Raw genomic sequence first — 26,035 nt, 5'->3', positions numbered from 1 at the left:
GGAAAAATTAACTTAGGTGTGGGTGATTACGCTGAAGATCTACTTAGTGAGACATGGAATGGATGAAGAAGGTTATCGTGGTGGATGGAGTCAGCGAGGATTAATTGGAGAAGGTATCCTTCAGTCGAGAAAATTAGGAAGACATTTAAAAGATCATTGTCATGAGTATAAAATAAACACAATGATCAGCAGTGATCTTCCAAGAGCCGTGGAAACTTCAAGAGAAATTGAGCTGGAGCTAAAAGTTAAGTGCATATATCATGAAGAATGGAGAGAAATGAATAATGGAATTTTAGCGGGAATGCCCAATCAAGAAGCGGAATTAAAATTTCCTAATATTTATTTTAATACACTTCAGATGACTACGCCCTTTCCTGATGGAGAAACCCCAAAGCATTTCTATGAAAGAATATGCAGATCGTTTAATGAGCTATGCCGAAAGATTGAAAAAAACGAAATAGAAACAAATGTATTACTCGTTACACATGGTGGAGTAATTAATATCTTGTACTATTATTTGAATGGTCAAGAGTGGACAAACAAATCGAAATTTCATCCTATAGATAATACGAGTGTACATACCGTGGAGAAGGGATCTCATGGCTGGCAGATCAGTGATATGAATAAAGTAGAGCATTTAAATGTCGCAAATCTTCGTAAATACTTATAGTACAAGGGGAATCTGGGATGGCTGCGAAACCAGTTATTATAGTGGAGTACAATGACAATTGGCCCAGTAGGTTTGATGAATTGGCTTTGATTTTGAAAGAATACTTAGGAAGTTTAATAGTAGATATTGAGCACGTTGGAAGTACATCTGTTCCGGGTCTCGCTGCGAAACCAATTATAGATCTGGATATTATAATTAGTTCTATGTCTATACTTCCTAAACTAATAAATAAGTTAAATGAATTAGGATACTATCATGAAGGTAATTTGGGGATCGAGAACAGAGAAGCATTTGGAAGAATAGATGAGAGAGTTCCTTATAATGAAGATAATCAACCCCAACCAGAACATCATCTATATGTTTGTAATCAAGATAGTGAGGCATTAAAAAATCACTTATTATTCAGAGATATATTAAGACAGCATTCTCATCTCATAGATGAATATGCAGAACTAAAGAAAAAACTTGCAAGCATGTATAAGGACAACCGGAAGGCCTATACAGAAGGAAAAACTCATTTTGTAATTAAGGTCATGAAAGAGTATAAGAGCGAAAACCAGAAAGGATCTAGATCATGATTACTTTTGAGAAAAACAATCATAAATTTAATTTTAGAGTAGCTGGGATTCTTATTCATAACGGTCGACTTCTATTACATACAACCCGAACAGACGACTTTTGGAATTTGCCTGGGGGACGTGTTGAATTTAATGAATCAACTGAACAAGCATTAATAAGAGAACTGCAAGAAGAGTTAGGGGTTACCATACAAATCGAAAGACTTGTATATGTTAATGAGGATTTTTTTGAATATAATGATAAGAAATACCATGAGATTGGTTTCTATTATTTAATGTCATTAGACGAAAATCATGAAATTCTGCTAAAGAATGAAGAGTTTTTCGGGATAGAGGATAACGGAAGATTAATCTTTAATTGGTTTGCGGTAGAAGAATTATTAAATCTTGAAGTCTATCCAGAGAATTTGAAAACAGATATTCAAGAGATTCTTACTGATTCCAGAATCAAGCACTCAATAATAAAACAATAACTAAAGACTTATATTACGAAAGAAGGATAAGCCAATGATTACAATTAGATTTGTTTCAAAAGAGGATATCCCACATATTCAATCAATAGCTCATGATACATGGATGTTCACTTATGGAGAAGTGTACTCGGAAGATTTCATTCATAATTTTCTAAGTAAAGCTTATTCTACTGAGAATTTAATTCGATCGGTAGAGAGGGAGTTTCAAAGTCCTAAACGGAATTTTTTAATAGCTGAATTTAATGACGAAGTCGTTGGATATGCACAAACAAGTCAAGTGAATGAAGAAGAGTATGAATTACTAAGAATCTACATACGACCTGAATATCATAAACTGGGAATAGGAAAAAGCTTCATTCAGGAATTTATTCAAGGATTAAAGCCTATAAAGAAGCTGTTTGCTTGGGTAGCGAAAGAGAATCGTATAGGAAGAGCATTTTATGAGAAGAGCGGATTTAAAGAAGTAGAAGAAATGATCGAAACCATAGAAGGGCAGGTTAAAACACAAATTAAATATGAATTGGAAATCTCGGTATGACAATTAAAATTAATACCTTAAGCACATATATCATCACGCTTAATTTAATACTGCTTCTTAATCTTTTATCTATGACTTACAACTTTGTTCGTAGTATTACAGACGATCTTAAACTTATACAATACAAGAGTTCAATTATCAACGAGGTTGAATTTACTAATTTATCTTTAAGAATACATACAGACTCCGAGGTTTTTAATCAGTTTTGTCACCCAATGCTTCTAATCCTTATTGGAATCACAATTAATATTGTCTTTTACATTATAAAAAAAATAATTGAAAGCAAATAGAATGGAGAAACACTGGTAAGCTGGGATATTTGGCATCGGATAACAATCAATAAACACTATAATTGAGTGGTGTTACCCCTTGATTTATTTCTTGTACAGAAAGTATACTTATTGAGGAAAAAAGATACATAATTGTAAATTCACTTAGGGAAGGATGGTTGTAATGATTTTTTGGAAAGGATGGGGAATTATCGGTGTCTTATTCCCTATACTAGTCGCTCTTTTACTTGCTTCTTTAGGATTTAGTGATGAAAACGGAGATTGGTTTTACTTTATCGGTCTTACCTTATCGGCTATACCTGTGTGGTTTATAGGTAAGCATTTTAATAGAGATAAAGATGAAGTTTTTACGAATGAAAGAACAGGGCAACAGTTCAAGTTAGGAAATCGCGCTACATTATTTTTTATACCTCTACAATATTATGCAATTGTTTATCCGATTCTAGGTATCATTCCGGTTTTCGGATCTAATTAATTTAACAACACGTTTATCTTGCCTAAGATAACGTGTTTTTTTATTAGATATAAAAGTATGACTCGAACTGACGGAATAGAGATAAATTAAACTCTGGGGGGAGAAATATGAAAAAGATCATCATCATTACTCTAATGGTTGTCCTTATGAGTGCTTGTTCATTTCAAAAAAATACTAAGACTAATCTTAAGGAACTGGTACTTGCTAAAGAAACTCAACATGCTGTGATTTATGTTCGAAAAACAGATCAGGATATTAATGACATGGTAGAGATAATATCAAATGAATTCGATGCGCAGTATAAACGTCTTAATAATCTGTTCCAAGTCTCTTCTCCTCAAAAAGCAGTTATTCATATTTATACGGATAAAGATCAATTCCAAGAGATGATTGGTCGTGATACCGAAGGGACTTATGATGCTAGGGATAAAATAATTAAGGTCTATACACCAAATGATTTAAGCAGAATCGATGTTCGCAATGAATATACAGATCAAATCGTCCATGAATATGTTCATGCAATTATTCAACAAATAAATCAGGAGATCGGGGATGTAAAGTGGTTGGACGAAGGAACAGCGTACTATGCCTCAAACCAGTTGGAAGCCGAAATTAAGAGCAGAAAATATGTAATTGCATTAGTACCTGATTTAAGTGAATTTTTAGAGAGTGACACTTATTTCGATAAGGCAGGTGGACATGCATATTACTTCTCTGGTCTGATAGTACAGTTCATTTACGAGAAGTATGGAGAAGACAAATTCAATCAAATAATCAGAGAGCCTAAGGAAATGGAAAATATATTAAATAAATCTATAGAAGATTTATATATAGAATGGAAAGAGTATGTAAACACCTTGTATAAATGATAATATAAGGTTCACCGAAGAATATTCTTCGTGTAACACAGAGGGAGTGAAATAGCGGTGATTGAAAAATTTCATTTGAATAACATCGGATTAGACGATCCCTTAGATGAAAACAGTATGTCTGGGTTTGGGCTGCTTACCTTATTTCAATGTGATGTCGAATATCATTTTAGTACTGAAGACATGAGTTTGGAAGAAGCAGAGTTATATATTCAAGAGGTCTTGAATCGTTTGCCGGATGAAGCCATTAATGAATTATGCAAGAAAGCATGTGAATGGAAAATCGATAAAATGTCCAGTGATACAGCTGAATACCCTAGTGGATTGGCCGAAGCTTATGGAAGAGGGATTTTGGACTTTATGTCCGTAGGTGAGGTTTATCTTTATCGATATCCTTACAATAGCAGCGATGATACATTCGGTGCAATTCTGGGTGGAGGTACAGAGTGGGATACTGAGAATGGTATGGAAATTGTTATTCGTGGGAGTAAGGTTCTTGAGGTGCGTGAGTATTTAGGTTATGGCAAAACTGCAATATGGAGCTAAACGATTACGAAAGGATTGAATTATATGGATACGGAATTAATAAATATTTTTGACGATAACAAAAAACAGATTGGTGTAGCAACTAGGAAGGACGTGCATACATTTGGATATTGGCATGAATCCTTTCATTGTTGGTTTATTGGTAGGGAGAAGGAGAACGATTATATTTATTTACAACTTCGTAGTGAAGTGAAAAGTGACTATCCAAATCTTTTAGATATAACTGCCGCTGGGCATATCATGTCCAATGAAACTGTAACCGACGGAATAAGAGAGATAAAAGAAGAGATCGGAATTGATCTGACGATAGATGAATTAGAGTCCCTGGGTGTTGTAGATTACGTAGTGATTAATGATAATTTCATTGATAAAGAATTGGCGAGTGTTTATTTATACAGGTATAATTCGACATTCGATGAGTTCATTTTACAGAAAGAAGAAGTGTCAGGCATTTTCAAAGCTGAATTTAATGATTTCTGCGCACTTTGGTATGGTGAAAAAAGTCATATTAATGTAGAAGGCTTTATTATTGATCCTAAAGGGAATAGAGTCATGGCAAACAAGGTTGTTGGAGAGAAAGAATTCGTTCCTCATGAGAAGTCGTTCTATCAAACTATTGTGAAACTAATAAGTGAGAAGCTAAACGGGGAGTGAAAGCTTATGATTCTAGGTTTATATGAAGCTCATTTACCTGTAAGTAATAAAAAAAGATCGATAGAATTTTATTCGAAGTTGGGATTGGAACTTGCATGGCAAGATGAAGAGACTGCTTTTTTCTGGATTGAGAAAGAGAAGAGCTGGTTAGGCCTCTGGGAAGGTGAAGAACATAAGATACCATATCATCCTTCTGTGAGGCATGTTGCATTTAGAGTAAGTTGTGAGGATCTCAAAAATAGTATAACTTGGTTGAATTCAATCAATATAGAGCCTGTACCTTTTGGAAGAAGGACTTCAGTCGAATCATTTATTCGTCCGAACCAAGGAAATGCGTCTGTGTATTTTAATGATCCGGATGGAAATAGCCTTGAGTTGATGTGTTTTGTTTCAGTTCCCGAAGAAATGAAATCTATAACGGATAAGTTATCATTTGAAGATTTAGAGATGTGGAAGATCTAATTATTGAACTATAGGTCTTGCCAAAGCGTTATAAGGAATAGATACAAATCATAAAACTAATAAAGAGATTAATTACAGGAGGGGTTTATGAGTAAACCTTGGTTAGGACAATTACCTGCAGTTCAATTTCGGATTGCTCGTCCGACACATCAACTGGAGAAAATCATCGAATTTTATACAAAGGGTCTTGGTTTAGAAATTGTAGGATCATTTGAGAATCACGAAGGTTATGATGGTGTAATGCTTGGTCTGCCAAGTGTTAGCTATCATTTGGAATTTACTCAGCATATAAACGCAGAACCTATTGAACCACCATCAAAAGACAATCTACTAGTATTTTATATTCCCGATTTAGAGGCAAGAGATGAAATTGTAACCAGACTAAACACCATGGGATATCATGAAGTTGAGCCTGAGAATCCATACTGGGGACTCAATGGAATAACGATATGTGATCCAGATGGTTGGAGAATTGTTTTGCAGAATACTAATGGAATCTAAATTTTAAGGTTTCCAATTCGTGAATTAGCTGAGTCTAGCCCGGCATTAGCTGAGAGTTTTCACGGAGGGGAACCTTTTTCTATCTCTGATTTCGTGCACATACTATAAAAAGCATTTAAAAGGAGTTGTTATTAATGAGTGTACATTTAAAGAATGCAAACCAAGTTAGATTAGTTTCAGATTTACAGAAAGCAAGCGAATATTACTCCAATGTATTGGGTTTTACTGTGGACAGCTGGGGTCATGCAGGAAGAGATAACGTGGGCTTTTTATTACAACAAGCAACAAAACCTGAAGATGTAAAACCAAATGAAAGATCATATTATTCCAGTGAAAATTGGGCGGGGCCACCAAGTGGTTGGGATACATATTGTTATACAGATTACGAAGGTGTACTCGAAATATATGAAGAATATAAGTCGAAAGGTGCATTCATAGCTTATGATCCAGTACCTGAAAGCATGATTAATCAGGAGTGGGTAGAATTTGGAGTAAGAGATCTGGATGGTTACGTGATTGTTTTCGGTGGTGGAAAATGAATAATAATAGTAATCTTATCGAACTTGCTGAGCAATTTGTAAAACATGAATTAGAATATGATCCATCTGGTCATGATTGGTGGCATTGTAATCGAGTAAGGAACGTAGCACTTGAAATCGCAAAGTACGAGAAGGCAGATTTGTTAGTATGTGAATTGGCGGCGCTCCTACATGACGTAGCAGATGAAAAACTAAATGAATCAAAACAAGCAGGATTAGATAAAGTAAGAAACTGGCTGCTTCAGTATGTTGAAGATAATGAGTGTATCGATAGAGTTATGACTATTATTTCTTCGATGTCTTACAATGGCGGAAAGAATAAACCGTTGGAAACAATTGAAGGTCAAATCGTTCAAGATGCTGATCGTCTAGATGCCTTAGGAGCAATTGGAATTGCAAGAACATTTGTTTATTCGGGTTGGAAGGGACAGCAAATACATAATCCTGAGCGAGATTTTTCATCTACTGATTATAGATCAAATGAAAAAACGGCGATTCATCACTTCTACGAAAAACTATTAAAACTGAAGGGATTAATGAATACAAATTATGCGAAAGAAATAGCACAGAAAAGGCATGACTTTATGGAGGCGTATTTAAAACAATTTTATAGTGAGTGGAATTTTAGCGATATAAGAAAGGACATATAGATATGATGACTCAACAAGAAATGATCCATATCGTACAATCACAGCTTGCAATTGACATGAATTGTACAGTTGAGGATTTGAACAAAGAACAAGACAGCATTGTTTTTGTAGAAGCAAAAGAGAATCCAGGTCGCAGGCCGTTTCCAAGAAGAGAACGTTATTTTGAAATTTTGTCCATGGGTAAATCAATTGTGGTATCAGCTACGCCGGAACGATTAGCAATTTCTAAAATGCAGATGAAGGGAAAAGATCGGGATACTATATTTTCTCTACCTTTCATTAGAGGACTATACTTACATTTTCTACCTGATTTAAATAGGATAAAGCGAACATCACCACCAGCCCATTTTTCATATGAAGTCGTTGAGAAAGATGATGTTTCCAAGTTATTGGGGCTTGAAGGATTTGATAATGTACTTATAACTGATATGAATCATCCTTATCATACTGTACTGGTCGTACTAGCTAAGGAAAAGGAAAAAATAATTGGCATGGCAGGCGCGGGGAATGTATGTGCAAAGATTTGGCAAATTGGAATAGACGTACTTCCGGAATACCGTAATCAAGGATTGGCATCGCATCTTCTAAATAGCTTAACTTTTGAAATATTAGAACGTGGCTATGTACCGCTTTATGATGCTATTTCAAGTAATATTGTCTCACAAAGAGTGGCATATCGGGTAGGATACTATCCGGCTTTTGTAACGGATTGGCGCTGTGATTTTAAAGATTTCGAATCTTCTACCAACAATAATTAGATTAACGCATTACTTACATATTTGAGTTGTGAAAGAGGGATTAAAGAGATGAATTTTCCTGTATTGGAAACTGAAAGATTAGCGCTTAGACAACTACGCTTAGAAGATGCAGCTGATATATATGATTATTTTTCAATGGATGAAGTAACAATGTTCTATGATTTGGACAGTTTTACGGAGTTGAAACAAGCAGAAGATTTAATCATGTATTGGAATAATAGATTCAACAATATAGAAGCAATTAGGTGGGGAATAACGCTTAAATCCGAAGATCGAATCATTGGAACTTGTGGTTTTCATAATTGGGCTAAGAAGCATTACAAGGCTGAGATCGGATATGAATTATCACCTAACCATTGGAACAAAGGATATATGACTGAGGTATTAGAAGCAGTAATCAATTTCGGCTTTGAAGAACTTGAATTAAATCGAATTCAAGCATTGATACATCGTGATAACGTCAACTCAAGAAAAGTATTAGAGAAATCAAATTTTCGGGAAGAAGGATTATTGAGTGAATATTACTATAAGAAGAATAGATATGTGGACGCGGTGATTTTTTCAATTCTAAAAACAAAAATATAGAATCGTATGCAAGCATTACATAGTTGAAGCGAGGAGGGAGCTAGGATGCTTTATGATCTACAAGGTGAAGGCAATATGTCACCAGTTGTAGGAATGTTATACGCTGCTGTAAAAGAGAATAATCAAAGACTGATATTCATCGTGGATGGCATGTTGCAAGATGAATTAGATTACAGGGGCCTACAGAATAAATTCAATAGTACTGCTCAGCTAATACAACATCTTATGTACGTGGATCTGAACTGGGTTTATAGGATAAAAGGGCAGTCACTTCCGGATTGTTTAAAAGAGCAATACGGCCCCATGATCGATTCGAATAATAGGCTTCCTATGGTTAAGGAAAAGTCTTTGAATACATTTAAATCCGAATATAAAGATGTATTAAGTAAATTGAAAGATTCATGTACACAATTAACAGATGCTGATTTAGATAAAGTTGTCACTTTTGGACATGAGAACGAAAAGCTAGCAACGATTCGCTGGGGTCTATGGCATATGGCTGACCATTGCCGTTATCACCAAGCTCATATAAATCAACTTAGACGGTGGTATAATATTGAAAAATCTTTCTTGTAGAATGTCTGTTACATTTAGAATATGGATTGTGGTATCTCTTCTATTTTCGTTAATAGGTGTATTTAATTTTTGGCCTAATTATGTGCATGATGAGTTCCCTTTATTTACTGATTTTTTAATGCTTCTAATATTTCTGCCTTCCTTTTTTATATTATTCTTCTCATTATTAACACTTCTGATTATTAAACTACTGAATATTAAGACCGGTTATAAACTTGTAGTAGGTATTTCATTATATTGTTTAACCTTTTTGGTTTTGTATTATATTTTCAAAGATATTTGGGGCATTCATTTTAGCATAGTAGCAATTTCATTAACTTCGTTAGTTGGTCTTATTCACTATGGTGCTAGTTCATTAATTAGGAACTCAATGTCTAAATATTAGGCAATTACCGACGTGTAACAATGAACTATCGTTAATAGATAGTATTGTGCATCTAAACAACTAATAGAAAAGGCGGGAATAACAATGATTTATGATGAGATGAACAAAACGATTGCTACAGAGAGGCTATTGTTAAGGTTATTTGAAAAATCAGATGCTGAAACGGTTGCTAAACTATGTAATAACTACAATATTTATAAAAATACACTGACCCTACCTTACCCTTATACAACGGATTGTGCCGTATCATGGATAGAACATCATATGGATAACTTTAATGCTGATAAATCATACGAATTTGCTATTTGTGATCGAGAAAAGGGGACTTTATACGGTGCAATAGCATTATCTAATAATCAACGTTATGATAACGGCGAAATTGCATATTGGATTGGTGAAGAGTTTTGGGGACATGGATATGCAACAGAAGCTTCAAATGCAATCTTAGACTTTGCTTTTGATGTGAAACAATATCATAAAGTTTATGCTAGGCATTTTGCTTCGAATCCTGCATCCGGGCGAGTGATACAAAAAATAGGCATGATTCAAGAAGGCGTATTGATTGATCATGTGAAAAAAGAAGGTCGATATGAGGACCTTATCTATTACGGTATTGTTGAAAATATAGGTGTAACTAAAGGATAATGAGAAACTTGGGAAGCTATTGCTTATATCATTATTTTGAAAAGGATAAGGGACCATTCAGAAATCTCTCGAATCTATCGATTGAGAAAGCATCTGAGATTTCTAATGAAATCAGAAACGAAGGCAAGGTATTTGCAAGTCAGAGATCAGACGACTATATGATAATTAGAAGAGATCTAGAGAGGATTGCCAGGGCACTTTTTATTGCTAAGGGAGGCAAGCCTGGAAACACATTTCCTCACTACATGGTACTAGATTCCTGTGAATGGCTAGAATCTTGGTATAGAGATTCAGATAAGATAGCAATCGATTTAGATGAGTTTACAGAAACTTCGATTAGTTTTACATATGGCGATCTATTTCCGACCATGAGGTTCGAGGATAATAAACCATATCGTAAACAGATTTATACTAAACAAGAAATAATGGAAGTCATTAAAAAATTTGGATTACCACAAGAATGGAACAGGTATGGAGATAAAGGCCCTGAGAGATATATTGAAGTTCAAGTATGGGATGAAGAAGTAATCCAGAGATATATGGTGTAAAACGAATAACAAGGAGAAATTTGATGTCTGAATATTACTGGGATACCAAAATTGAATATCTAAGAAAGACCAGATTAGTGAAGAATCCTGGCTGGTATATGCACCAAATATGAAGATTTCATTTGGTACAGTACAGAGATACATAAAGTAATTATTCAACCTTAAGGGGAACTGATAAATGGCAAGCAAAGCTTTCACAATTGAATGTGAGAATATTATTCTACGTGAATATGTATTCAATGATTGGAAGGATATTTGTAAAATTTCGCAACAGCCACATATCGAGGAGTTTTTGCCTGATTGGAATGCACCAAAGGAACAACGTATGTACTGGATTGAAAATTATGAAATTCCTGAGAACAAACAATTTCTAAAAGCAATTGCGGATTGCGGAAATGTCTCCGATTTAATGCTTCGACTTGGAATCATATCGAAAGAGACGGGTGATTTTATAGGGTGGTGTTGTACAGGGATAAAGGATGAGTTACCAGCTCCTAACAGAGAAATCGTATTTGGAATCTCTGAAGATCAAAGAAATAAAGGCTATACAACAGAAGCTGTTCGAGGTCTAGTAGATTTTCTATTCAAGAAAACAAATATTGATGTATTGAATGCTATCGCATTGACAACCAACGTTGGATCTAACAAAGTCATCCAAAAAAGCGGCTTTGAATATCAAAATACGATCATTATCGAGCAGAAAGAATACAATCACTACAAACTATTTAGGACCGGAGATTAGATAGCTTTCTAGATATAGGATAACTACGTATGGGGTGAGTGGATACTAATGAGCCATTGTGAATTGTGTAACCCTAATTTTGATTATCAAAAGCTTATTTTAGAGAATGACCATTGTATGTTTTTAATGCTGAATAGAACGGATATTGAAGGATCAGGAATCATCATTCCACGGCAGCATAGAGAAACGGTATTTGACCTAACTGAAGAAGAGTGGAACAGTACATACGCTTTATTGAAAGAAGTTAAATACATTATTGATCAGGAGTATAAACCAGATGGGTATAATGTGGGCTGGAATTGTGGTTCAGTTGGAGGCCAACATATTTTCCACGCACATTTACATGTACTACCAAGGTATGCAGATGAATTTTATGCAGGTAAAGGCATTAGAAATTGGTTTAAGAGTAGCGAGAACAAACGAAAGTCCTAGTAAGCTATCAGAATTAATGAATAAAAAAAGCGAATTATTCCTCAAGGAAATAATCCGCTTTATTTAATTTCTAGAAGTCTGCACCATGATTATACTGTGTAACTATAGATTGATCTTCTGGAAGAATAGAATTGAAGCTAACAACACTAATTAAGCCCAACAACACTATTGAAATCAAAGCTTTCTTCATTTTCAACCACTCCTCTTAAAATTGAATTTAGAATATGAGAATATTCCGTAATTTGGAGGACTGATGCGTGGGTTTTAAGTACATCAAATAGTGCAATAGATCTTTTGAAGTACCTATCATTGTTAAGTTTATCAGATTCTGTAATATTATGTAAAGTATAAATTATCGCATTAGCAAAATTTTTTCTTTTGCAATAATACAAAGCTAGTAGGTAGTATGCCGTTAAGTAGTAAGCTATGCGAACAGGTCTGTATTGATGATCATATTCAGAGATATATGAAATTAATTGTGAAATTTCATGATCTATTTCAAAATTATGTACCAATGCTGATTCAAGAATAGTAATTATACCTGGCAATATTTCATCAGGATCCATTTTTATTAAGTCTAGATAATCTGGCAATTTATCTCTGTCGCCCATTAACAGCTCTAAACTATATGAATTTGCTTTTGCAAAGTTTGGAATTTGTTTATGTAATATTGTCCTTTTTGACTATTATCTATCCAGCTTAAATCAGAATATAGGTAAACACATTTCAAAGATTCTTTATAGTTTTTAAGTTTTTGTAGTGCCAGGCCTTTCATTAGATGACTGTATCCAAAATAATAAATAAGAGGTTTTTGAGTTTTTATTTTGTTGTTGACATTCGGGGTGGAGATTTCAAGGAGATTATCAGATAAAAAAATTACTTGCTCCCAATTTTCAAAAGCGTAAGCCATTTTAATCATATTAACTAATGTGTCATTATTTATATCATCTAATATGATCTTTTCATACAAAGGTAGAACCTCCTTTATATTACAATAAATAACAATTAATTCTATTATATAGGGATATTTCACAGCTGGTCAATAAGAGAAATAAAATATATCATCTCAGGATATTCTTCTTAATGAATTGCTCACTATGTCCTTCGAGAACGACTACAATATTTTTCGCTGTATTATTAAAGAATATTAAAGCTTTTGGTCTTACACCGTGTTCCAGAAAAAGGTAAACCTCTTTGATCAAGTCAGGATAAATGTCAGAAGATAATTTTACAGGATTTTTGAATTTAACATGTAAGATCTGTCCATCTTTTGGATCAATCGATAAACCGCCATGTATTGTTGGAGAAGATTGAAGAAGCGTAATTATTGATTTCTCAAGCTCCTGCGTTAAAGGACGCTCTTGAATCACTTTTTCTTGTTTCACATCAAAAATCTGAACCGATGGTTGATCTGGATGAAATAAATTCAGATTAAAGGATAATAATGCAATTGATAATATTTTTATGATCATGTTGAACACCTCAACAATATTATTCCCCAATAAATGATTTGTAGTAGGGAGTGCACATAAAATATGCTTATTTCTAATTATCTAGATCAATATAAACATGCCTTACGCTCGCTCCCTAAGGATAGGATGTTAGCTAAAGAAGATTTACTCGTAGATGATTTGTTAATGGCTCGGAGTGGGAAGCTTGAAATGTATTATGCGCCGCATAATGAGTATATCAACCCTTCGGCTAGGGTGATGATCATTGGATTGACACCTGGATTGACACAGATGAGGACCGCGATACAAGCTGCTAAAGTAGTTATGGATAAGGGACTATCAGATGAAGAAATATGTAGAACAGCAAAGGAAGCAGCCAGATTTGCGGGGACCATGAGATCAAATCTAATCGACATGCTGAATGGAATTGGCTTGGATCGATATTTGAACATATCGAGTTGTGATGAATTGTTTCGGGATCAACAGAAGCTTTTGCATACGACATCTTTGCTGGGTTTTCCAGTGTTTGTTGAGAAGAACAATTACAGTGGAACCCATCCCAATCTTTTATCCAATCCTTTTCTTAAACAGACCGCACTTGCATCTATATGTGAAGAGCTGGATCATATAAAACCGGTTCTATTGATTCCGTTGGGAAAAATAGTAGAGAGTGTTCTTCATCATCTTGTGGCGGCAGGAAAGCTGAATGCTGACCAATGCTTATGGGGATTTCCTCATCCATCTGGAGCTAATGGGCATAGACATAAGCAGTTTGCTTATCATCAAGATCAAATGAAAGAGAAGATAAAGTCGTTGTCACTGAAGTGAATTTTTGAAGAAAATATAGGGTTAGTGGAGGCTGGCCACTATGAAAGATTAGAATACAATAAACTAGAATTAATATATAATTTAAACAAGCTGCCGAATTATAATCCACTTTATTATTTGCTGTAAACTACATAGAAGAATTTATATTTACAAGAACAGGAGCATCACCTAATGACGCAAAAACCTCAAGAAATAAAAGTAGCCATGTATACGATGTGTTTAGTAAAGGATGAAGATCGGGTTCTATTAGTGAACAGACCAAGTAGAATGGGCTTTCCTGGATGGATCGGACCTGGCGGGAAAGTAGAATTTCCTGAAAGTTTAACCGAAGGAGCTGCGCGCGAAGTCTGGGAAGAAACCGGACTAAGAGTAAAGAATCTCATTTATAAAGGACTTGATGAGTTCGTAGATCCAAAGCAGAATTTTAGGTATATGGTATTCAATTATTTAGCTACATCATATGAAGGTGAATTGTTACAGAATCCTCCCGAAGGTGAACTGGAATGGATACCGATAAAAGAAGCCATGAACTACCCGATGCAGGATTGGTTTAAGCGAAGATTCCCTTTATTTTTCGAAGAAGGAACCTTTGAAATTTATGAGGTGTATGATCAGGAAGAAAAGGTGACGTTAAAAGAATCGGTAAAGAAACTTTAGCATTTGTTATATAGCTTATATGAAGTAATCATGGGAGTGATTTCACGAATCACAGTCCCCTATGAGTCGGCCATTTGGTCGGCTTTTTATTGTGGTGCTATATCCTGACTCGGTTATTTCAACATAATAAGTTCTACAAAATAATAATTAAATTATTGGTTTCGAAAAGAAAATAAAACTTTTTATATTTTACTGTTTTATATATATGAGGGCTAGATAACTGGTCCATCAATAACTGCGTGGTGAATGGAGGATTGAATGATTGAAGATGAAAAACAATAAAAAATCAATGATATTCGCTGTATTGTGCTTAATTTCCATATCTGGAACTAGTATTTATGCAGGTGGCGCACATGATTATCTGTTCCCTGAAATAGAGCCTCAATACCAAGAACAAGCACAGGAAGTTCAAAATAAACTGGAGAATTCATGGGACAGAGGAAAAGAAATAATACTAGCAAAACTAAGAGTAAGTGAAGGACAAATTGCTAATGATTGGAGACTTGTTGATGTTGTAAGGCTTAATGAAAATCTTCTGAATTCATTTAGGGATGCAGAGAAGTCATCTTTTATAGATGCGTTTTTTAGTGAAGAAAGAAAAAAGAACCTTGAAGTGGGTGATTTAATGCCTGCTTTACTAATTAATCCAGATCAAACTGAAGCTAAACAATTTTGGGAGAAGCATGACGGCTCTTATATTGTCATTAACTTAAAGTCAAAAAAAAAGAATGGTCTAAGAGAATGGCTTGTTGATGGGTATTATTTAACAACCGAGTAGTTGATGTCCGGTTTTACGTAAAACGAGTCGGGTTATCATTAATGACTTTGTATTCTTCTTTCCTTATATTCTTCGAAGAGGGAACTTTGAAATTAATGGAGTGTATGATCAGGAAGAAAAAGTGACGATAAAAGAATCGGTAAAGAAGCTCTAAGTAGAGTTTCTTTATGCCTTGTCTTAAATAAATAAAGCTATATTGAACATTTTGCTTCAATTGGCTTTTTTTGTTATTCAGAGGCTAAAAATTTAACTTTAAATCTGGATTGTATAAGCAATCTTGATTATGAATCTTGTTCCCGATTTTACGATTGCATTTTTCTACACTTATCCAATCTAAGAAGTCTTCTACGCCAAATACATTAATATACCCTGCAAAGGATATGGATTTATTCTCTTCCACAATTTCATGATATTCTCTAAAAGGATGAGTTCCCTTAATATTATTAAGCATCTCAGAAAATTCACCTTGCAAATTCTTCAAATCCTTGGCAACATCATCATCAATTTCATAATAAAAAATATCACCTGAAATACTAAATTCAACAATCATATTTATTCCCCTGTTCCTTAAAAATTTAGTATCAATTTCCCTTCGGACAAATTTTGATGAACAGCGCTATTGCGAAGGATATAGAAGGTAAGCTCTTCCTTAGTTTTGTATCTCAAATACTTTGAGTGTTTTTCAAGCAATTGATCTTCATTTTCTAGAATATCAATCTTAAAAAATTCAGTTGAACCATCGGCAAGCTGTCTATGTCCTCTTTCGCATCTTCCAATATTGCATATTGCTATAACAGTAACTAGATCATTAATTGTGCAGTTATATAATAAACTTTCTAATTTATTTTTAAAGATCACATATTTTTCTTGTTGATTCTTTAAATATAATTCAAACATTTTTTCTTTCAGTTCGATTATTTCATCAATTTTTATAAGTAATTGTTTTGCTGCTAAATACAACTTGGTCCCCTCCTCTTATGCAAATTTCCCTAACGAAGTCATGATATAACAAAATCCGCGCATAAAAAAGAGGGGAATGAATGTGCTGGCATGACGAATTTGTTCGTCAGGTTTTGCGTAAAACGAGTCGGGTTTTCATTAACGACTTAGTATTCTTCCTTCCTTATACTTTGAGTATGTTTAAATTTTAGATAATGAGGAAGGGGACGCAAGGATGAAGATACAAATCGGCGAGCACGAGCTCGAAATGGGTAGTAAATATTTGACGGAGCTTCGTAGCTCGAATGATATTTTGAATGATACAGAGGCGCTCCGCCAGCGACTACAGGAAGAGGGTTACTTATTAATTCGCGGCTTTCATGATCGTGAAGAGGTTTTAAAGGCAAGAATGGAGTTTCTACAGTCTTTGCAGGCAGCGGGTAAACTGGATCCTAACGCACCGATTGAGGAAGGGGTTATTGGACCTGAGAACAGAGGTGGCATGTGGGGTAAAAGCGCCGACGATCTTCAAGCAGAATTCCCTCATTTTCTGAACGTTGTGAATTCAACAAAGGTATTCTCGTTCTTTGAGCAGCTACTAGGCGGGCCTGTTATGACTTATGATTTCAAATGGCCGCGAGCGATTGCGAAGGGCGGTAATACTGGCGCTCACTATGATAACGTTTACATGGGTCGTGGGACGAAAAATGTATACACCATGTGGACGCCCTTTAGTGACATTCCACTTGAACTTGGCACGCTTGCAATGTTGCTTGGATCACAAAATTACGAAAAGATTAAACAAACCTACGGTCAAATGGATGTCGATCGTGATAACGTGGCGACAGGGTGGTTCTCCGATGATCCGGTCGAAATCGTGGATATGTACGGTGGGCAATGGGCGACGACGACATTTGAAGCGGGCGATGCGATTATATTCGGGATGTTCATGATGCATGCTTCACTTAACAACACGATGAATCAGTTTCGTATCAGCTCGGATACTCGTTACCAGCTTGCTTCTGAGCCTGTAGATGAACGTTGGATCGGCAAAAAACCGAAGGGCCATTATGCTTGGGGCAAGACGCCGTACAAGTCAGTTCAAGAAGCGCGTAAAGAGTGGGGCGTATAAAAAAAGTAACAAGTAATCAGCCCGTTACTGATATATGGGATTCCCAATGAAATAGGAATTGCTTGGAGGAGTGGGGTGAAAGACCCCTTTCCTTTTTTTATGAAAAGAAAGAGATCATTCACTATGTTTGAAACGAATATATGGTAATATTTGAGCAGATGAGGTTATAGGGAGGGATAGAATCATGATGAATGAGGATTATAGAAAGCTAGCGGTTGAAGAGTGTGAACAAATCAATGATATGAATCCATCACAGTACATCAAAAATGCTTGGCGAGAAGTGGATGGAAGACGTCAGTTAGTCGAAATCAACTATCAAGATTCGGATTGGCCAAACGGCTATGCACACCATCTCAATAGCTTGAAATCAACCATTCAAAATGATGGGTATGCGGTAGGTGCTTTTGATAACAGTAACAAGCTAATAGGTTTCGCAACATTAAACCGGGAGTTTTTTGGTGAGGATTACAAGTACGTTTTATTAGACCAGTTATTTATATCATTGGAACATCGAAATAAAGGGGTCGGTAAAAAGTTATTCTCGATTATCGCAGACATAGCAAGAAAGTGGCAAGCAGATAAAATATATATCTGTGCTGGTTCTGCTGAGGAGACCGTTGCATTTTATTATGCAATTGGTTGTACGGAAGCGGTAGAATTAAACGAAGAGCTTTATGAGAACGGCACTAGGGATTTTCAAATGGAATTCCTGTTATGAAATGTGAAATCGAGGATCCGATTTCTTGGAGGGATGACCCATGCTTCGAGCATATTGGCGATATTTTTTATACGTGCTAGACCACAAACTTAATGTATGTATTGAATGCTGGAAGGAAGGTTTGTATCTCCAAGGACTAGTACATGACTTCTCGAAGTTCTCACCGAAAGAGTTCGTCCCCTATGCCAGGAAGTTCTACACTACCAATAATAATGAAGATACTGAATTAGAGTGGAAATATGCATGGCTGCGTCATCAACATAAGAACAAGCACCATTGGAATTATTGGATAGTTAATCAAGACTCCAAAGAAGCTCTGCCTATGCCTGAAAAATATATCATTGAAATGTTGTGCGATTGGAGGTCTTTCTCCAGAAAATGGGGACGTCTGATCAAAGATCCGAATCATTTAACGAACAAAATGATGGGGGCTAGCGGATTAGTGCTGCATCCGAAAACCAGACAGAGACTTGAAGAGATAACATATGGAGGTAAAAAGTAAGAAAGAGTTGATGAACATGAAAATAAAACTTGTAATCGTAATTCTGCTACTCTCAATGTTTGTTATGGGATGTAATCAGAGTGAGGAAGATTCTAAGAATTCGATGATCTCTATAAATCTTGAATGTTTCCAGACTCATAAGGATGAAATATGCCAAGATCATTATTTTGATGATATGCAATCTATCACGATGTTTGAAAATGCCATAAACCATGCAATTAAAATGCCAGGTGAGTTAAATTATATTGCAGAATATGAGATGACGGTCACATTCATGGATAATACAGAGCTGAGATATGATTTGTCACTTGGAACAGATCAATCTATGAAAGGACTACTAGTGGATAAATCCAATACAAGTCAAGGATATGAAATCCCAGTGGAGGATGCAAATCTATTGAGGGAACTATTAGTCTCAAAAGAGTAGGAGTAGACTGGTAGGGGATATGTAATGTAGGTTTGCCTAAGGATATAACATCTTGTAACAACCAGTTAATAAAATTATTGGGAGGTAATTTCTAAAGTGAATAACGAATTAGCAAGGGAAATCTATGAAGTCGCACATTTAACTGGAGATTTTACGCTGAGGTCTGGTCAGATTTCAAATGAATACTTTGATAAGTACCTCTTTGAAGCTAATCCGATCGTGTTATCTAAAGTAGCTAAGGAATTAGTTACTTTAATACCAGCAGGAGTAGAGGTTCTGGCAGGACTTGAGATGGGAGGAATCCCAATAGCAACAGCCCTTTCACTTCAATCGAATATTCCTGCTGCCTTTGTAAGAAAGAAGGCTAAGGAGTATGGAACATGCAAATTAGCTGAAGGATCCAGTATTGAAGGTAAGCGAATATGTATTATCGAGGATGTCGTGACCACAGGAGGACAAGTCATTCTAAGTACAAATGATTTGCGAGCAGCAGGAGCCATCGTCGAAGATATCGTATGTGTGATTGAACGTAACCCAGAAGGAAGAACTAAATTAGAAGAGATTGGACTCAATGTACACTCACTGTTCAAGATGGAAGAACTTATTGAAGCGTCTAAGCTGTGAGAGGACGATAATTAATGGAAATGCTGAATGATATAAGCATACAGACACTGGTGTGGTTGTTCATCGTTGTGTTTGTTCTCCATGACTTAGAAGAGATCATATGGGTTGAGTCATGGATTAAGAAAAACAAAAATAAAGTCATACATAAGGTTCCACCAGGATTTAGGAAGCAACTTAATAACATGTTTAATATCACGAGCGGACAGTTTGCCGTAGCCGTTTTACTTGAATTTATTATCTTTATTCCTTTTACATTTATAGCAGCAGAGCAAGGGAAGTTCTTTATTTTCTTATCATTTAATTCCTTATTTTTTCTCCATGTATTTACACATCTAGGGCAGTCATTGTACTTAAAGATGTACACCCCGGGGGTAGTAAGTGCTGTTATCCTTGTACTCCCCTATACGCTGTACATGTATTCTCGAATCATCAGTGAGGGCTTAGTAACTTGGGGAGAGGTGTTATTCAGCATTCCAGTTGGATTGTTGTTGGTGCCCATCGTGCTGTTTGGTCATGAACTTGGACGGAAAATTGTTAAATAATTTAGTTGATTTGGAAACCATACAGACAAAATATAAACATAAGCCTTCTATCAAAGTTGGAAGGGTGATCAATTGTGCAAATTGAATTGTTGTTTTCTGAAACACCTGTATTTGAAACGGAGCGTTTAATCCTTAGAAAATTAGACTTATGTGATGCAGAAGATTATTTTGAATTTGCTTCAGATCCTGTTGTCTCTTTACATACGCTTTGGGATAAACATGAGACCCTAGATGAAACCAGAAGTTACTTGCAAGAAGTGATGGCTAAATACGAGTCCAAACAGGCATTCCGCTGGGGAATTATTCATAAACCAACTAATAAATTGATGGGGAGAACTGGCTTTATTAGTTGGGATCTACAGCATAGCCGTGCAGAGATCGGTTTTGCTATAGCGAGTGAGTATTGGAACAGAGGCATGATTACAGAAGCGACTGGGGAAATCATTCGTTATGGATTTGAAAGGTTAGAATTAAATCGAATCGAAGGAAGATGTAATTTCAATAACACTGGTTCGGCTCGTGTAATGGAGAAGCTAGGCATGAAATTTGAAGGAATATTACGTGAGCAATTGAAGATCAAGGGAACCTTTACAGATCAGAAAATGTATTCGATTTTAAAAAGTGATTTATTCACTCGAAATAATTGATTTATAATGTCTATAACCCAATCTTTGGAAATAAATATTGCGGAAAATAAGGAGACGCGGTCATGAAAAGAACACTAGTGATAAGCGATATTCACGGTTGTAATGAACAGCTGAACGCGTTGCTTCATGAAGTGAAATTTGAATCTTCTAAAGATCAACTCATTTTGCTAGGTGATTATGTGGATCGGGGTCCTCATAGTAAGGAAGTGGTTGAGTGTGTAATGGATTTTGTTGAGAACCATCAAGCCGTTGCGCTGCGTGGCAATCACGATCAGAGGCTAGTCGATTTAGTTCAGATCGGCAATGCTGAAATTCGGCACAAATTCCTGGAGCATGGAGGAAAAGAGACCTTTGAAAGTTATACAGGTGAAGAGTTCTTTCTGGATTCATTTGATCAGGTTTTGAAGCAAATTCGTAGTCAGTATGAGCGACATATCGATTTTCTTAAGAATCTACCATTGTACTATGAAGATCAAGAGCATATTTACGTTCACGCAGGAATTAATCCCAGTTATACGAACTGGAAAGAACAATCGGATCATGATTTTATGTATATCAAGGGGGATTTTCATCACGCCAAGCTGAGTGCAGAGAAAGTCAATGTATTCGGGCATACAAGAACCATAGAGCTGCATCATACTTCAGACATATGGTTTAGCGAGGGGAAGATCGGGATTGATGGCGGGTGTGCCTACGGTATGCAATTGAATTGTCTTATTTATCAAGATGGAGTTTATTCAACGCATTATGTTAAGAGATGAGCGTAAGTGAAACAGATTTTGGATGAGAATCTGGAAGTGTGAGGATCAACCATTGAGGAGGTACGGCCAGTAGTAGTAATTTGAATACATAATAGGAGTGATACATCTATGAGTGTAGGATTCTCTCATTGTCTGCAAATTTTCCCCACCCCTGATATTCACAAGACTGCAGATTATTACACAAATTTGGGGTTTCGAGCTGTTAATTATTTGGATTCAGAAGAACCTCATATTTGTTTATACCGAGATTCTATTGAGATAGTTCTGACCAAATCCAAGCAGGATCAATATGTGCCTAATCGAGTGATTCATGGATATGGGTATGACGCTTATTTTGTTGCAACAGAACAGAAAGAGCTGGAACAAGAACTCCTTCATTTAGGAGTGAAGATTGTGAGACCATTAGCCACAACGGATTATAATAATAATGAATTCGTATTCGAAGATATTGATGGTCGGTGGATAGCAGTTGGGAATAAGAATGCATAGCATTAACATCATATAACAAGGGAATATCATCTATTTAGTATAAGGGGGACGAGAGGGATGACAGGACCAGTAGCAAGATTGATTCAAAAGGATGAATTACCTAAACTGCTGCAACTCTATAAGCACTTGCATGAGGAAGATCCTGAATTGGAGATGAACCTTCAACTGGAACAGCTCTGGACAGAAATATTAGCAGATAACTATATGAAGATAATTGTAGTTGAAAGAGACGGAGAATTCATTGCCTCGTGTGTACTTAACATCCAGAAGAACCTGACTCGAAATGCAAGACCCTATGGTTTAATTGAGAACGTGATTACACACAGTGGCCATAGAAGACAAGGGTATGGGCGTATAGCAATCAATAAAGCGGTAGAAATAGCGAAGCAGCAGAACAGTTACAAAGTCATGCTACTGACGGGTTCGAAAAAAGAAGAAGTACACAGTTTCTATGAGAACCTGGGTTTTAATAAAGGTACAAAAACAGGTTATCAACTTCGAATAGAATGATCATTACTGAACAAACCTAATAAAGGAGTCATTTGATGTGTTTCGAAAAAGTATTATTAGTTTAATTGCCTTGTTATTTATTATTTTGATTTCTTCACAAAGTGTTGAAGCGAATAACACAGAAAAATTACGTTATAGAGCTGAGTTTTTATTTGCAAATACCAAAGAAGGCTTTCAAATTACAGTTAGAACCAATGTTATAAATTTTGATACGGGTGAGAGTACGAAGGAAGAGTTCGTATTTAATGATAAATCTTTAGCACCCAAAGTAAAAATGGAAGATAAAAAAATCGATGGAAAATTATTCAACACGCCATATGGATTGAAAGCTTATGCTGACTTCTATGATGCAAAAACATCTACTCTATATGAGTTTGATTTTAATTCACAAAAGCTCAGGAAAGTAACAGAGACAAAAGATACTATATTTCTAGAACCTTCATTGGGTATTTATTCTATTCGATTTAAAGCAAATGGAAACAGTAATGAAGCGAGTCAACCACTGCGTTATTATAGAATTAGCGACAATAAATACTTGTTTGATGGATTTTATCTGCGACGGATTCACAATATGCTAAAAGCTTGTTCTATATGTACACAAGGGGATTACTATATTGAAAGAGGAGATAAACCATTTAAAGTGGGTTACAATGGGACACTGACGCCTATAAAAATAACCGACTGGGAAGTTCCACGTATAAAACAAGGCGAAAAATACGGAACAGCCACGATTAAATTCTCTAAGGGTTCATTTATACTAAAACATACAAGTAAAGATTATAAAGTTTCATCTCTAGTTTGGGTTAAAAATGGTAAGGAAAAAGTTTTAATACCCGAAAGTAAAGGTTACATTAATACCTACAATAACTTCACGGTTTCACCAAATAAAAAATACTTAGTTGTTCAGAAAGAAGTACTAGGTGATAAGAGGCGTACTGAGCAGCAAATGTACTATATTTTTGATATTGAAAACGATATGAAATTAGTTAGGAAACTTAGTGCTCATTATCGATTAAGCTCGGCTATAGAATGGTATACTGACGACTTAATGAAAATTGTTTATTACTCGTCCTTACCAGATCGTACCCCTCCGTATTATTACAGTATATCTAAGAATGTTTCCACTAAATCAACACATGATACTGATGGCTTATTTGTAGTTCATAGCACTAAAGATTATAGATATTGGGATGATTTCTCATACATAGGACTAACTTCGCTCAATGATCCTAAGCCTAAGAAGAAGTAAAGAGCTCAGAAGCCATAGGGAAAGGAAGTAGGGAAATGCAAGAGAATGATCTTCCAACAGGTTTGGCAAAACCAGCTCAACGAGCACTTGCCAATGCAGGTATTACACAATTGGAACAAGTCTCAAAACTCAGTGAGTCTGAATTGAAACAGCTGCATGGTATTGGACCTAATGCGGTGGAACAACTTCGAAAGGCATTGGAAGTGCAAGGACTCAAGTTTGCGAATTAATGGCGTACTGTAACACGAATATGATAACAACCCAAAAGATATCCACCAACGTTTAAGTGGCTATCTTTTGGGTTTTTCTATTTCCATTCCCTTATGTTTGTCCGAAAAAAACGCAATTCAATAATTAAGAGAAAGTGGTATTATAATGAGAATGATTGTGATGTAATCGCTATCATTAATCTAATCTTGGATTATTAGAATACACCAATTTAAGAGCACGAGGAGGGCGATCATTGATGAAGAAGCCCCATTTATTGTTCATTATGGCCGACCAGTTACGCTGGGATGCTGTTGGTGAAAAGGGTAGTTGGGTTAACACACCGAATATCGACAGAATAGCGAGAGAAGGAGTTCTATTTAATCATTGTTTGACCAATGCTCCAGTCTGTATCCCTGCTCGGATTGCTTTGGCAACAGGTCAATATCCTCATAATACAGGAGTCGTTCGAAATCTACCTGATTATGATATGCCATCCGAGATACCGACCTGGATGCAGGCGTTGCGTAATGCTGGCTACCGCACGAGTTTATTTGGTAAGACACATCTTCACAGACATCAGGGGGATTTACGAGACCGAGAACATTTGATAAATGCATATGGCTTTGATGATGTGGATGAAATTGGAGGGCCCAGGGCTTGTATGTGGGTGAAGAGTCATATGACCGAATTATGGGAGAGGCTTGGCCTGCTCGATGATTATATCGCCGACTATGATGAACGCTTTGCCACCAAGGCTTATATGGCCCGACCTTCTGTAATTCCCTTAGAACATTATGCGGATGTATATGTTGGTACGAAAGCGAAAGCATATCTTGAACGTGTAAATGATGAGCAGCCTTGGTTCTGCATGGTTAGCTTTGGCGGCCCCCATGAACCTTGGGACGCGCCTGAGCCTTATGCGAGTATGTATGATCCCGCTACAATGCCAAAGGCTACCCTGCGTCCCCCTCAGGATATCAGTCGTCCGCGGGGACATTTGGATACATATTTATCAAAAGGAGACCAGCACTCGCCTGATCTAAGTGAGGAGGATGTTGCTGCAATGCGCGCTAATTATGCCGGTATGATCACTTTAATCGACGATCAGATTGGTGAGATCCTTCAAACGCTTGAGAAACGGGGGATGCTGGATGAGACGGTCATTATTTTCACTTCCGATCATGGAGAGATGAATGGGGACTATGGTCTAATCTATAAAGAAACGTTTCTAAATCCTGCAATCAGGGTTCCACTGATTATTAGGACGCCGGACACGATTCATAGAAGCATAACTGGTACCGTCACTGATGAAATGGTAGAAATGTTTGATATAGGCCCCACCTTTGTTGAACTTGCAGGAGGTGAATGGAATGCGCCTTATTTTGCAAAATCACTGCTGCCGATTATCCAAGATGCAGACGCTATCCATCGCGAAGAAGCTTTAGTTGAGGTTCATGGAGAGTATTTGCTCCAAACCCGTGAATGGAAGCTTGCTGTGAACCGAGAAGGTGAGCCGTATCTGTTATTTCACTTGGCAGAGGATCCTGACGAACAGAACAATCTTGTTCGTGATGCTGCTTATAAGGAAGTTGTAGATCGGTTGTGCATTCGCTTATTACAACGCTTGGTTACATCACAGCAGCAGTGTTGAGAGA

The 26,035-nt window shown here is 36.2% G+C and carries 40 protein-coding genes; 35 read left to right on the top strand and 5 right to left on the bottom strand.

The genetic code is table 11. The features are described 5' to 3' along the window. Positions 1-46: 46 nt before the first annotated feature. The 19 genes from ACFQV5_RS17775 to ACFQV5_RS17685 all read left to right on the top strand — a co-directional run bounded on the left by ACFQV5_RS17775 (position 47) and on the right by ACFQV5_RS17685 (position 11,916). The gene (locus tag ACFQV5_RS17775) at positions 47-670 is read left to right on the top strand and encodes a histidine phosphatase family protein (protein ID WP_379248717.1); all 624 of its coding nucleotides are present in this window, start codon (positions 47-49) and stop codon (positions 668-670) included. Positions 671-687: 17 nt separating this feature from the next. Then, a complete protein-coding gene (locus tag ACFQV5_RS17770; RefSeq protein ID WP_379248716.1) occupies positions 688-1,248 on the top strand; it encodes a GrpB family protein in 561 nt (186 codons plus the stop codon). Continuing rightward, positions 1,245-1,721, top strand: coding sequence for an NUDIX hydrolase (locus tag ACFQV5_RS17765; protein ID WP_379248715.1), 477 nt, complete (start codon positions 1,245-1,247; stop codon positions 1,719-1,721). The genes ACFQV5_RS17770 and ACFQV5_RS17765 overlap by 4 nt, the downstream gene beginning before the upstream one ends. Before the next feature lie 34 nt (positions 1,722-1,755). Then, positions 1,756-2,259: a GNAT family N-acetyltransferase gene (locus tag ACFQV5_RS17760; RefSeq protein ID WP_379248714.1), complete on the top strand. Its 504-nt coding sequence runs from the start codon at positions 1,756-1,758 to the stop codon at positions 2,257-2,259. A gap of 453 nt (positions 2,260-2,712) precedes the next feature. Beyond that, positions 2,713-3,024, top strand: a complete 312-nt coding sequence (locus ACFQV5_RS17755; protein ID WP_379248713.1) for a hypothetical protein — start codon at positions 2,713-2,715, stop codon at positions 3,022-3,024. 107 nt (positions 3,025-3,131) lie between these two features. Continuing rightward, positions 3,132-3,893: a hypothetical protein gene (locus ACFQV5_RS17750; RefSeq protein ID WP_379248712.1), complete on the top strand. Its 762-nt coding sequence runs from the start codon at positions 3,132-3,134 to the stop codon at positions 3,891-3,893. Between the two features lie 57 nt (positions 3,894-3,950). Continuing rightward, complete coding sequence (locus ACFQV5_RS17745; protein ID WP_379248711.1) at positions 3,951-4,439, top strand: DUF6985 domain-containing protein; 489 nt, start codon at positions 3,951-3,953, stop codon at positions 4,437-4,439. Between the two features lie 24 nt (positions 4,440-4,463). Beyond that, positions 4,464-5,093, top strand: a complete 630-nt coding sequence (locus ACFQV5_RS17740) for an NUDIX hydrolase (RefSeq protein ID WP_379248710.1) — start codon at positions 4,464-4,466, stop codon at positions 5,091-5,093. A gap of 6 nt (positions 5,094-5,099) precedes the next feature. After that, a complete protein-coding gene (locus ACFQV5_RS17735) occupies positions 5,100-5,555 on the top strand; it encodes a VOC family protein (RefSeq protein ID WP_379248709.1) in 456 nt (151 codons plus the stop codon). 87 nt (positions 5,556-5,642) lie between these two features. After that, positions 5,643-6,056, top strand: coding sequence for a VOC family protein (locus tag ACFQV5_RS17730; protein WP_379248708.1), 414 nt, complete (start codon positions 5,643-5,645; stop codon positions 6,054-6,056). Positions 6,057-6,190: 134 nt separating this feature from the next. Next, positions 6,191-6,595, top strand: coding sequence for a VOC family protein (locus ACFQV5_RS17725; protein ID WP_379248707.1), 405 nt, complete (start codon positions 6,191-6,193; stop codon positions 6,593-6,595). Next, the gene (locus ACFQV5_RS17720; RefSeq protein ID WP_379248706.1) at positions 6,592-7,245 is read left to right on the top strand and encodes an HD domain-containing protein; all 654 of its coding nucleotides are present in this window, start codon (positions 6,592-6,594) and stop codon (positions 7,243-7,245) included. Before ACFQV5_RS17725 ends, ACFQV5_RS17720 begins: the two co-directional genes overlap by 4 nt. 2 nt (positions 7,246-7,247) lie before the next feature. Then, positions 7,248-8,003 (top strand): GNAT family N-acetyltransferase, encoded by a 756-nt coding sequence (locus tag ACFQV5_RS17715; RefSeq protein WP_379248705.1) that lies wholly within the window; start codon positions 7,248-7,250, stop codon positions 8,001-8,003. Between the two features lie 48 nt (positions 8,004-8,051). Beyond that, on the top strand, positions 8,052-8,588 hold the full coding sequence (locus ACFQV5_RS17710; RefSeq protein ID WP_379248704.1) for a GNAT family N-acetyltransferase: 537 nt from the start codon (positions 8,052-8,054) through the stop codon (positions 8,586-8,588). 45 nt (positions 8,589-8,633) lie between these two features. Further along, positions 8,634-9,164, top strand: a complete 531-nt coding sequence (locus tag ACFQV5_RS17705; protein WP_379248703.1) for a DinB family protein — start codon at positions 8,634-8,636, stop codon at positions 9,162-9,164. Positions 9,165-9,633: 469 nt separating this feature from the next. Then, positions 9,634-10,194, top strand: a complete 561-nt coding sequence (locus ACFQV5_RS17700) for a GNAT family N-acetyltransferase (protein WP_379248702.1) — start codon at positions 9,634-9,636, stop codon at positions 10,192-10,194. Next, on the top strand, positions 10,194-10,742 hold the full coding sequence (locus tag ACFQV5_RS17695; RefSeq protein ID WP_379248701.1) for a hypothetical protein: 549 nt from the start codon (positions 10,194-10,196) through the stop codon (positions 10,740-10,742). The genes ACFQV5_RS17700 and ACFQV5_RS17695 overlap by 1 nt, the downstream gene beginning before the upstream one ends. Before the next feature lie 178 nt (positions 10,743-10,920). Further along, on the top strand, positions 10,921-11,484 hold the full coding sequence (locus ACFQV5_RS17690; RefSeq protein ID WP_379248700.1) for a GNAT family N-acetyltransferase: 564 nt from the start codon (positions 10,921-10,923) through the stop codon (positions 11,482-11,484). 48 nt (positions 11,485-11,532) lie between these two features. Beyond that, positions 11,533-11,916 (top strand): HIT family protein, encoded by a 384-nt coding sequence (locus tag ACFQV5_RS17685; RefSeq protein WP_379248699.1) that lies wholly within the window; start codon positions 11,533-11,535, stop codon positions 11,914-11,916. Between the two features lie 146 nt (positions 11,917-12,062). On the opposite strand, the gene ACFQV5_RS17680 is transcribed toward ACFQV5_RS17685, so the two are convergent. The 3 genes from ACFQV5_RS17680 to ACFQV5_RS17670 all read right to left on the bottom strand — a co-directional run bounded on the left by ACFQV5_RS17680 (position 12,063) and on the right by ACFQV5_RS17670 (position 13,388). Next, positions 12,063-12,527, bottom strand: a complete 465-nt coding sequence (locus tag ACFQV5_RS17680) for a hypothetical protein (protein WP_379248698.1) — start codon at positions 12,525-12,527, stop codon at positions 12,063-12,065. Between the two features lie 8 nt (positions 12,528-12,535). After that, positions 12,536-12,886, bottom strand: a complete 351-nt coding sequence (locus tag ACFQV5_RS17675; RefSeq protein WP_379248697.1) for a hypothetical protein — start codon at positions 12,884-12,886, stop codon at positions 12,536-12,538. A gap of 91 nt (positions 12,887-12,977) precedes the next feature. Then, the gene (locus ACFQV5_RS17670) at positions 12,978-13,388 is read right to left on the bottom strand and encodes a hypothetical protein (protein ID WP_379248696.1); all 411 of its coding nucleotides are present in this window, start codon (positions 13,386-13,388) and stop codon (positions 12,978-12,980) included. 63 nt (positions 13,389-13,451) lie between these two features. Here ACFQV5_RS17670 and ACFQV5_RS17665 point away from each other — a divergent pair, with 63 nt between their 5' ends. The 3 genes from ACFQV5_RS17665 to ACFQV5_RS17655 all read left to right on the top strand — a co-directional run bounded on the left by ACFQV5_RS17665 (position 13,452) and on the right by ACFQV5_RS17655 (position 15,630). Further along, the gene (locus tag ACFQV5_RS17665; protein ID WP_379248695.1) at positions 13,452-14,195 is read left to right on the top strand and encodes a uracil-DNA glycosylase family protein; all 744 of its coding nucleotides are present in this window, start codon (positions 13,452-13,454) and stop codon (positions 14,193-14,195) included. 171 nt (positions 14,196-14,366) lie between these two features. Beyond that, positions 14,367-14,852: an 8-oxo-dGTP diphosphatase gene (locus tag ACFQV5_RS17660; RefSeq protein ID WP_379248694.1), complete on the top strand. Its 486-nt coding sequence runs from the start codon at positions 14,367-14,369 to the stop codon at positions 14,850-14,852. A 262-nt stretch (positions 14,853-15,114) separates the two neighbouring features. Further along, entirely contained in the window at positions 15,115-15,630 is a 516-nt protein-coding gene (locus ACFQV5_RS17655; RefSeq protein ID WP_379248693.1) for a hypothetical protein, read from the top strand. A gap of 238 nt (positions 15,631-15,868) precedes the next feature. Here ACFQV5_RS17655 and ACFQV5_RS17650 read toward each other — a convergent pair whose 3' ends face one another. Further along, the gene (locus ACFQV5_RS17650; RefSeq protein ID WP_379248692.1) at positions 15,869-16,180 is read right to left on the bottom strand and encodes a hypothetical protein; all 312 of its coding nucleotides are present in this window, start codon (positions 16,178-16,180) and stop codon (positions 15,869-15,871) included. A 17-nt stretch (positions 16,181-16,197) separates the two neighbouring features. Beyond that, on the bottom strand, positions 16,198-16,590 hold the full coding sequence (locus ACFQV5_RS17645) for a hypothetical protein (RefSeq protein ID WP_379248691.1): 393 nt from the start codon (positions 16,588-16,590) through the stop codon (positions 16,198-16,200). A 214-nt stretch (positions 16,591-16,804) separates the two neighbouring features. Here ACFQV5_RS17645 and ACFQV5_RS17640 point away from each other — a divergent pair, with 214 nt between their 5' ends. The 13 genes from ACFQV5_RS17640 to ACFQV5_RS17580 all read left to right on the top strand — a co-directional run bounded on the left by ACFQV5_RS17640 (position 16,805) and on the right by ACFQV5_RS17580 (position 26,031). Beyond that, positions 16,805-17,701 (top strand): phytanoyl-CoA dioxygenase family protein, encoded by an 897-nt coding sequence (locus ACFQV5_RS17640; protein ID WP_379248690.1) that lies wholly within the window; start codon positions 16,805-16,807, stop codon positions 17,699-17,701. A gap of 184 nt (positions 17,702-17,885) precedes the next feature. Next, on the top strand, positions 17,886-18,419 hold the full coding sequence (locus tag ACFQV5_RS17635; protein ID WP_379248689.1) for a GNAT family N-acetyltransferase: 534 nt from the start codon (positions 17,886-17,888) through the stop codon (positions 18,417-18,419). A 40-nt stretch (positions 18,420-18,459) separates the two neighbouring features. Beyond that, the gene (locus tag ACFQV5_RS17630) at positions 18,460-18,921 is read left to right on the top strand and encodes a DUF5662 family protein (protein ID WP_379248688.1); all 462 of its coding nucleotides are present in this window, start codon (positions 18,460-18,462) and stop codon (positions 18,919-18,921) included. Continuing rightward, on the top strand, positions 18,905-19,348 hold the full coding sequence (locus ACFQV5_RS17625; protein ID WP_379248687.1) for a YhfM domain-containing protein: 444 nt from the start codon (positions 18,905-18,907) through the stop codon (positions 19,346-19,348). The genes ACFQV5_RS17630 and ACFQV5_RS17625 overlap by 17 nt, the downstream gene beginning before the upstream one ends. A 96-nt stretch (positions 19,349-19,444) precedes the next feature. Then, positions 19,445-19,972, top strand: coding sequence for an orotate phosphoribosyltransferase (gene pyrE / locus ACFQV5_RS17620; RefSeq protein ID WP_379248686.1), 528 nt, complete (start codon positions 19,445-19,447; stop codon positions 19,970-19,972). A 14-nt stretch (positions 19,973-19,986) separates the two neighbouring features. Continuing rightward, positions 19,987-20,514 carry an HXXEE domain-containing protein gene (locus tag ACFQV5_RS17615; protein WP_379248685.1) on the top strand — a complete coding sequence of 176 codons (528 nt, stop codon included), beginning with the start codon at positions 19,987-19,989 and terminating at the stop codon, positions 20,512-20,514. Between the two features lie 74 nt (positions 20,515-20,588). Then, positions 20,589-21,161: a GNAT family N-acetyltransferase gene (locus tag ACFQV5_RS17610; protein ID WP_379248684.1), complete on the top strand. Its 573-nt coding sequence runs from the start codon at positions 20,589-20,591 to the stop codon at positions 21,159-21,161. Between the two features lie 62 nt (positions 21,162-21,223). Beyond that, positions 21,224-21,922, top strand: coding sequence for a metallophosphoesterase family protein (locus tag ACFQV5_RS17605; RefSeq protein ID WP_379248683.1), 699 nt, complete (start codon positions 21,224-21,226; stop codon positions 21,920-21,922). Positions 21,923-22,030: 108 nt separating this feature from the next. After that, entirely contained in the window at positions 22,031-22,411 is a 381-nt protein-coding gene (locus ACFQV5_RS17600; RefSeq protein WP_379248682.1) for a VOC family protein, read from the top strand. A gap of 57 nt (positions 22,412-22,468) precedes the next feature. Next, positions 22,469-22,921, top strand: a complete 453-nt coding sequence (locus ACFQV5_RS17595; RefSeq protein ID WP_379248681.1) for a GNAT family N-acetyltransferase — start codon at positions 22,469-22,471, stop codon at positions 22,919-22,921. Positions 22,922-22,958: 37 nt separating this feature from the next. Further along, positions 22,959-24,170, top strand: a complete 1,212-nt coding sequence (locus ACFQV5_RS17590; protein ID WP_379248680.1) for a hypothetical protein — start codon at positions 22,959-22,961, stop codon at positions 24,168-24,170. A gap of 35 nt (positions 24,171-24,205) precedes the next feature. Further along, positions 24,206-24,400 carry a helix-hairpin-helix domain-containing protein gene (locus tag ACFQV5_RS17585; protein WP_379248679.1) on the top strand — a complete coding sequence of 65 codons (195 nt, stop codon included), beginning with the start codon at positions 24,206-24,208 and terminating at the stop codon, positions 24,398-24,400. Positions 24,401-24,636: 236 nt separating this feature from the next. Beyond that, positions 24,637-26,031, top strand: coding sequence for a sulfatase family protein (locus ACFQV5_RS17580; protein WP_379248678.1), 1,395 nt, complete (start codon positions 24,637-24,639; stop codon positions 26,029-26,031). Positions 26,032-26,035: the final 4 nt, after the last annotated feature.

Origin of the sequence: Paenibacillus sp. GCM10028914, from assembly GCF_042666275.1 — a bacterium.
Taxonomy (GTDB): domain Bacteria; phylum Bacillota; class Bacilli; order Paenibacillales; family Paenibacillaceae; genus Paenibacillus_AQ.
This window is presented reverse-complemented; position numbering and strand designations above follow the sequence as displayed.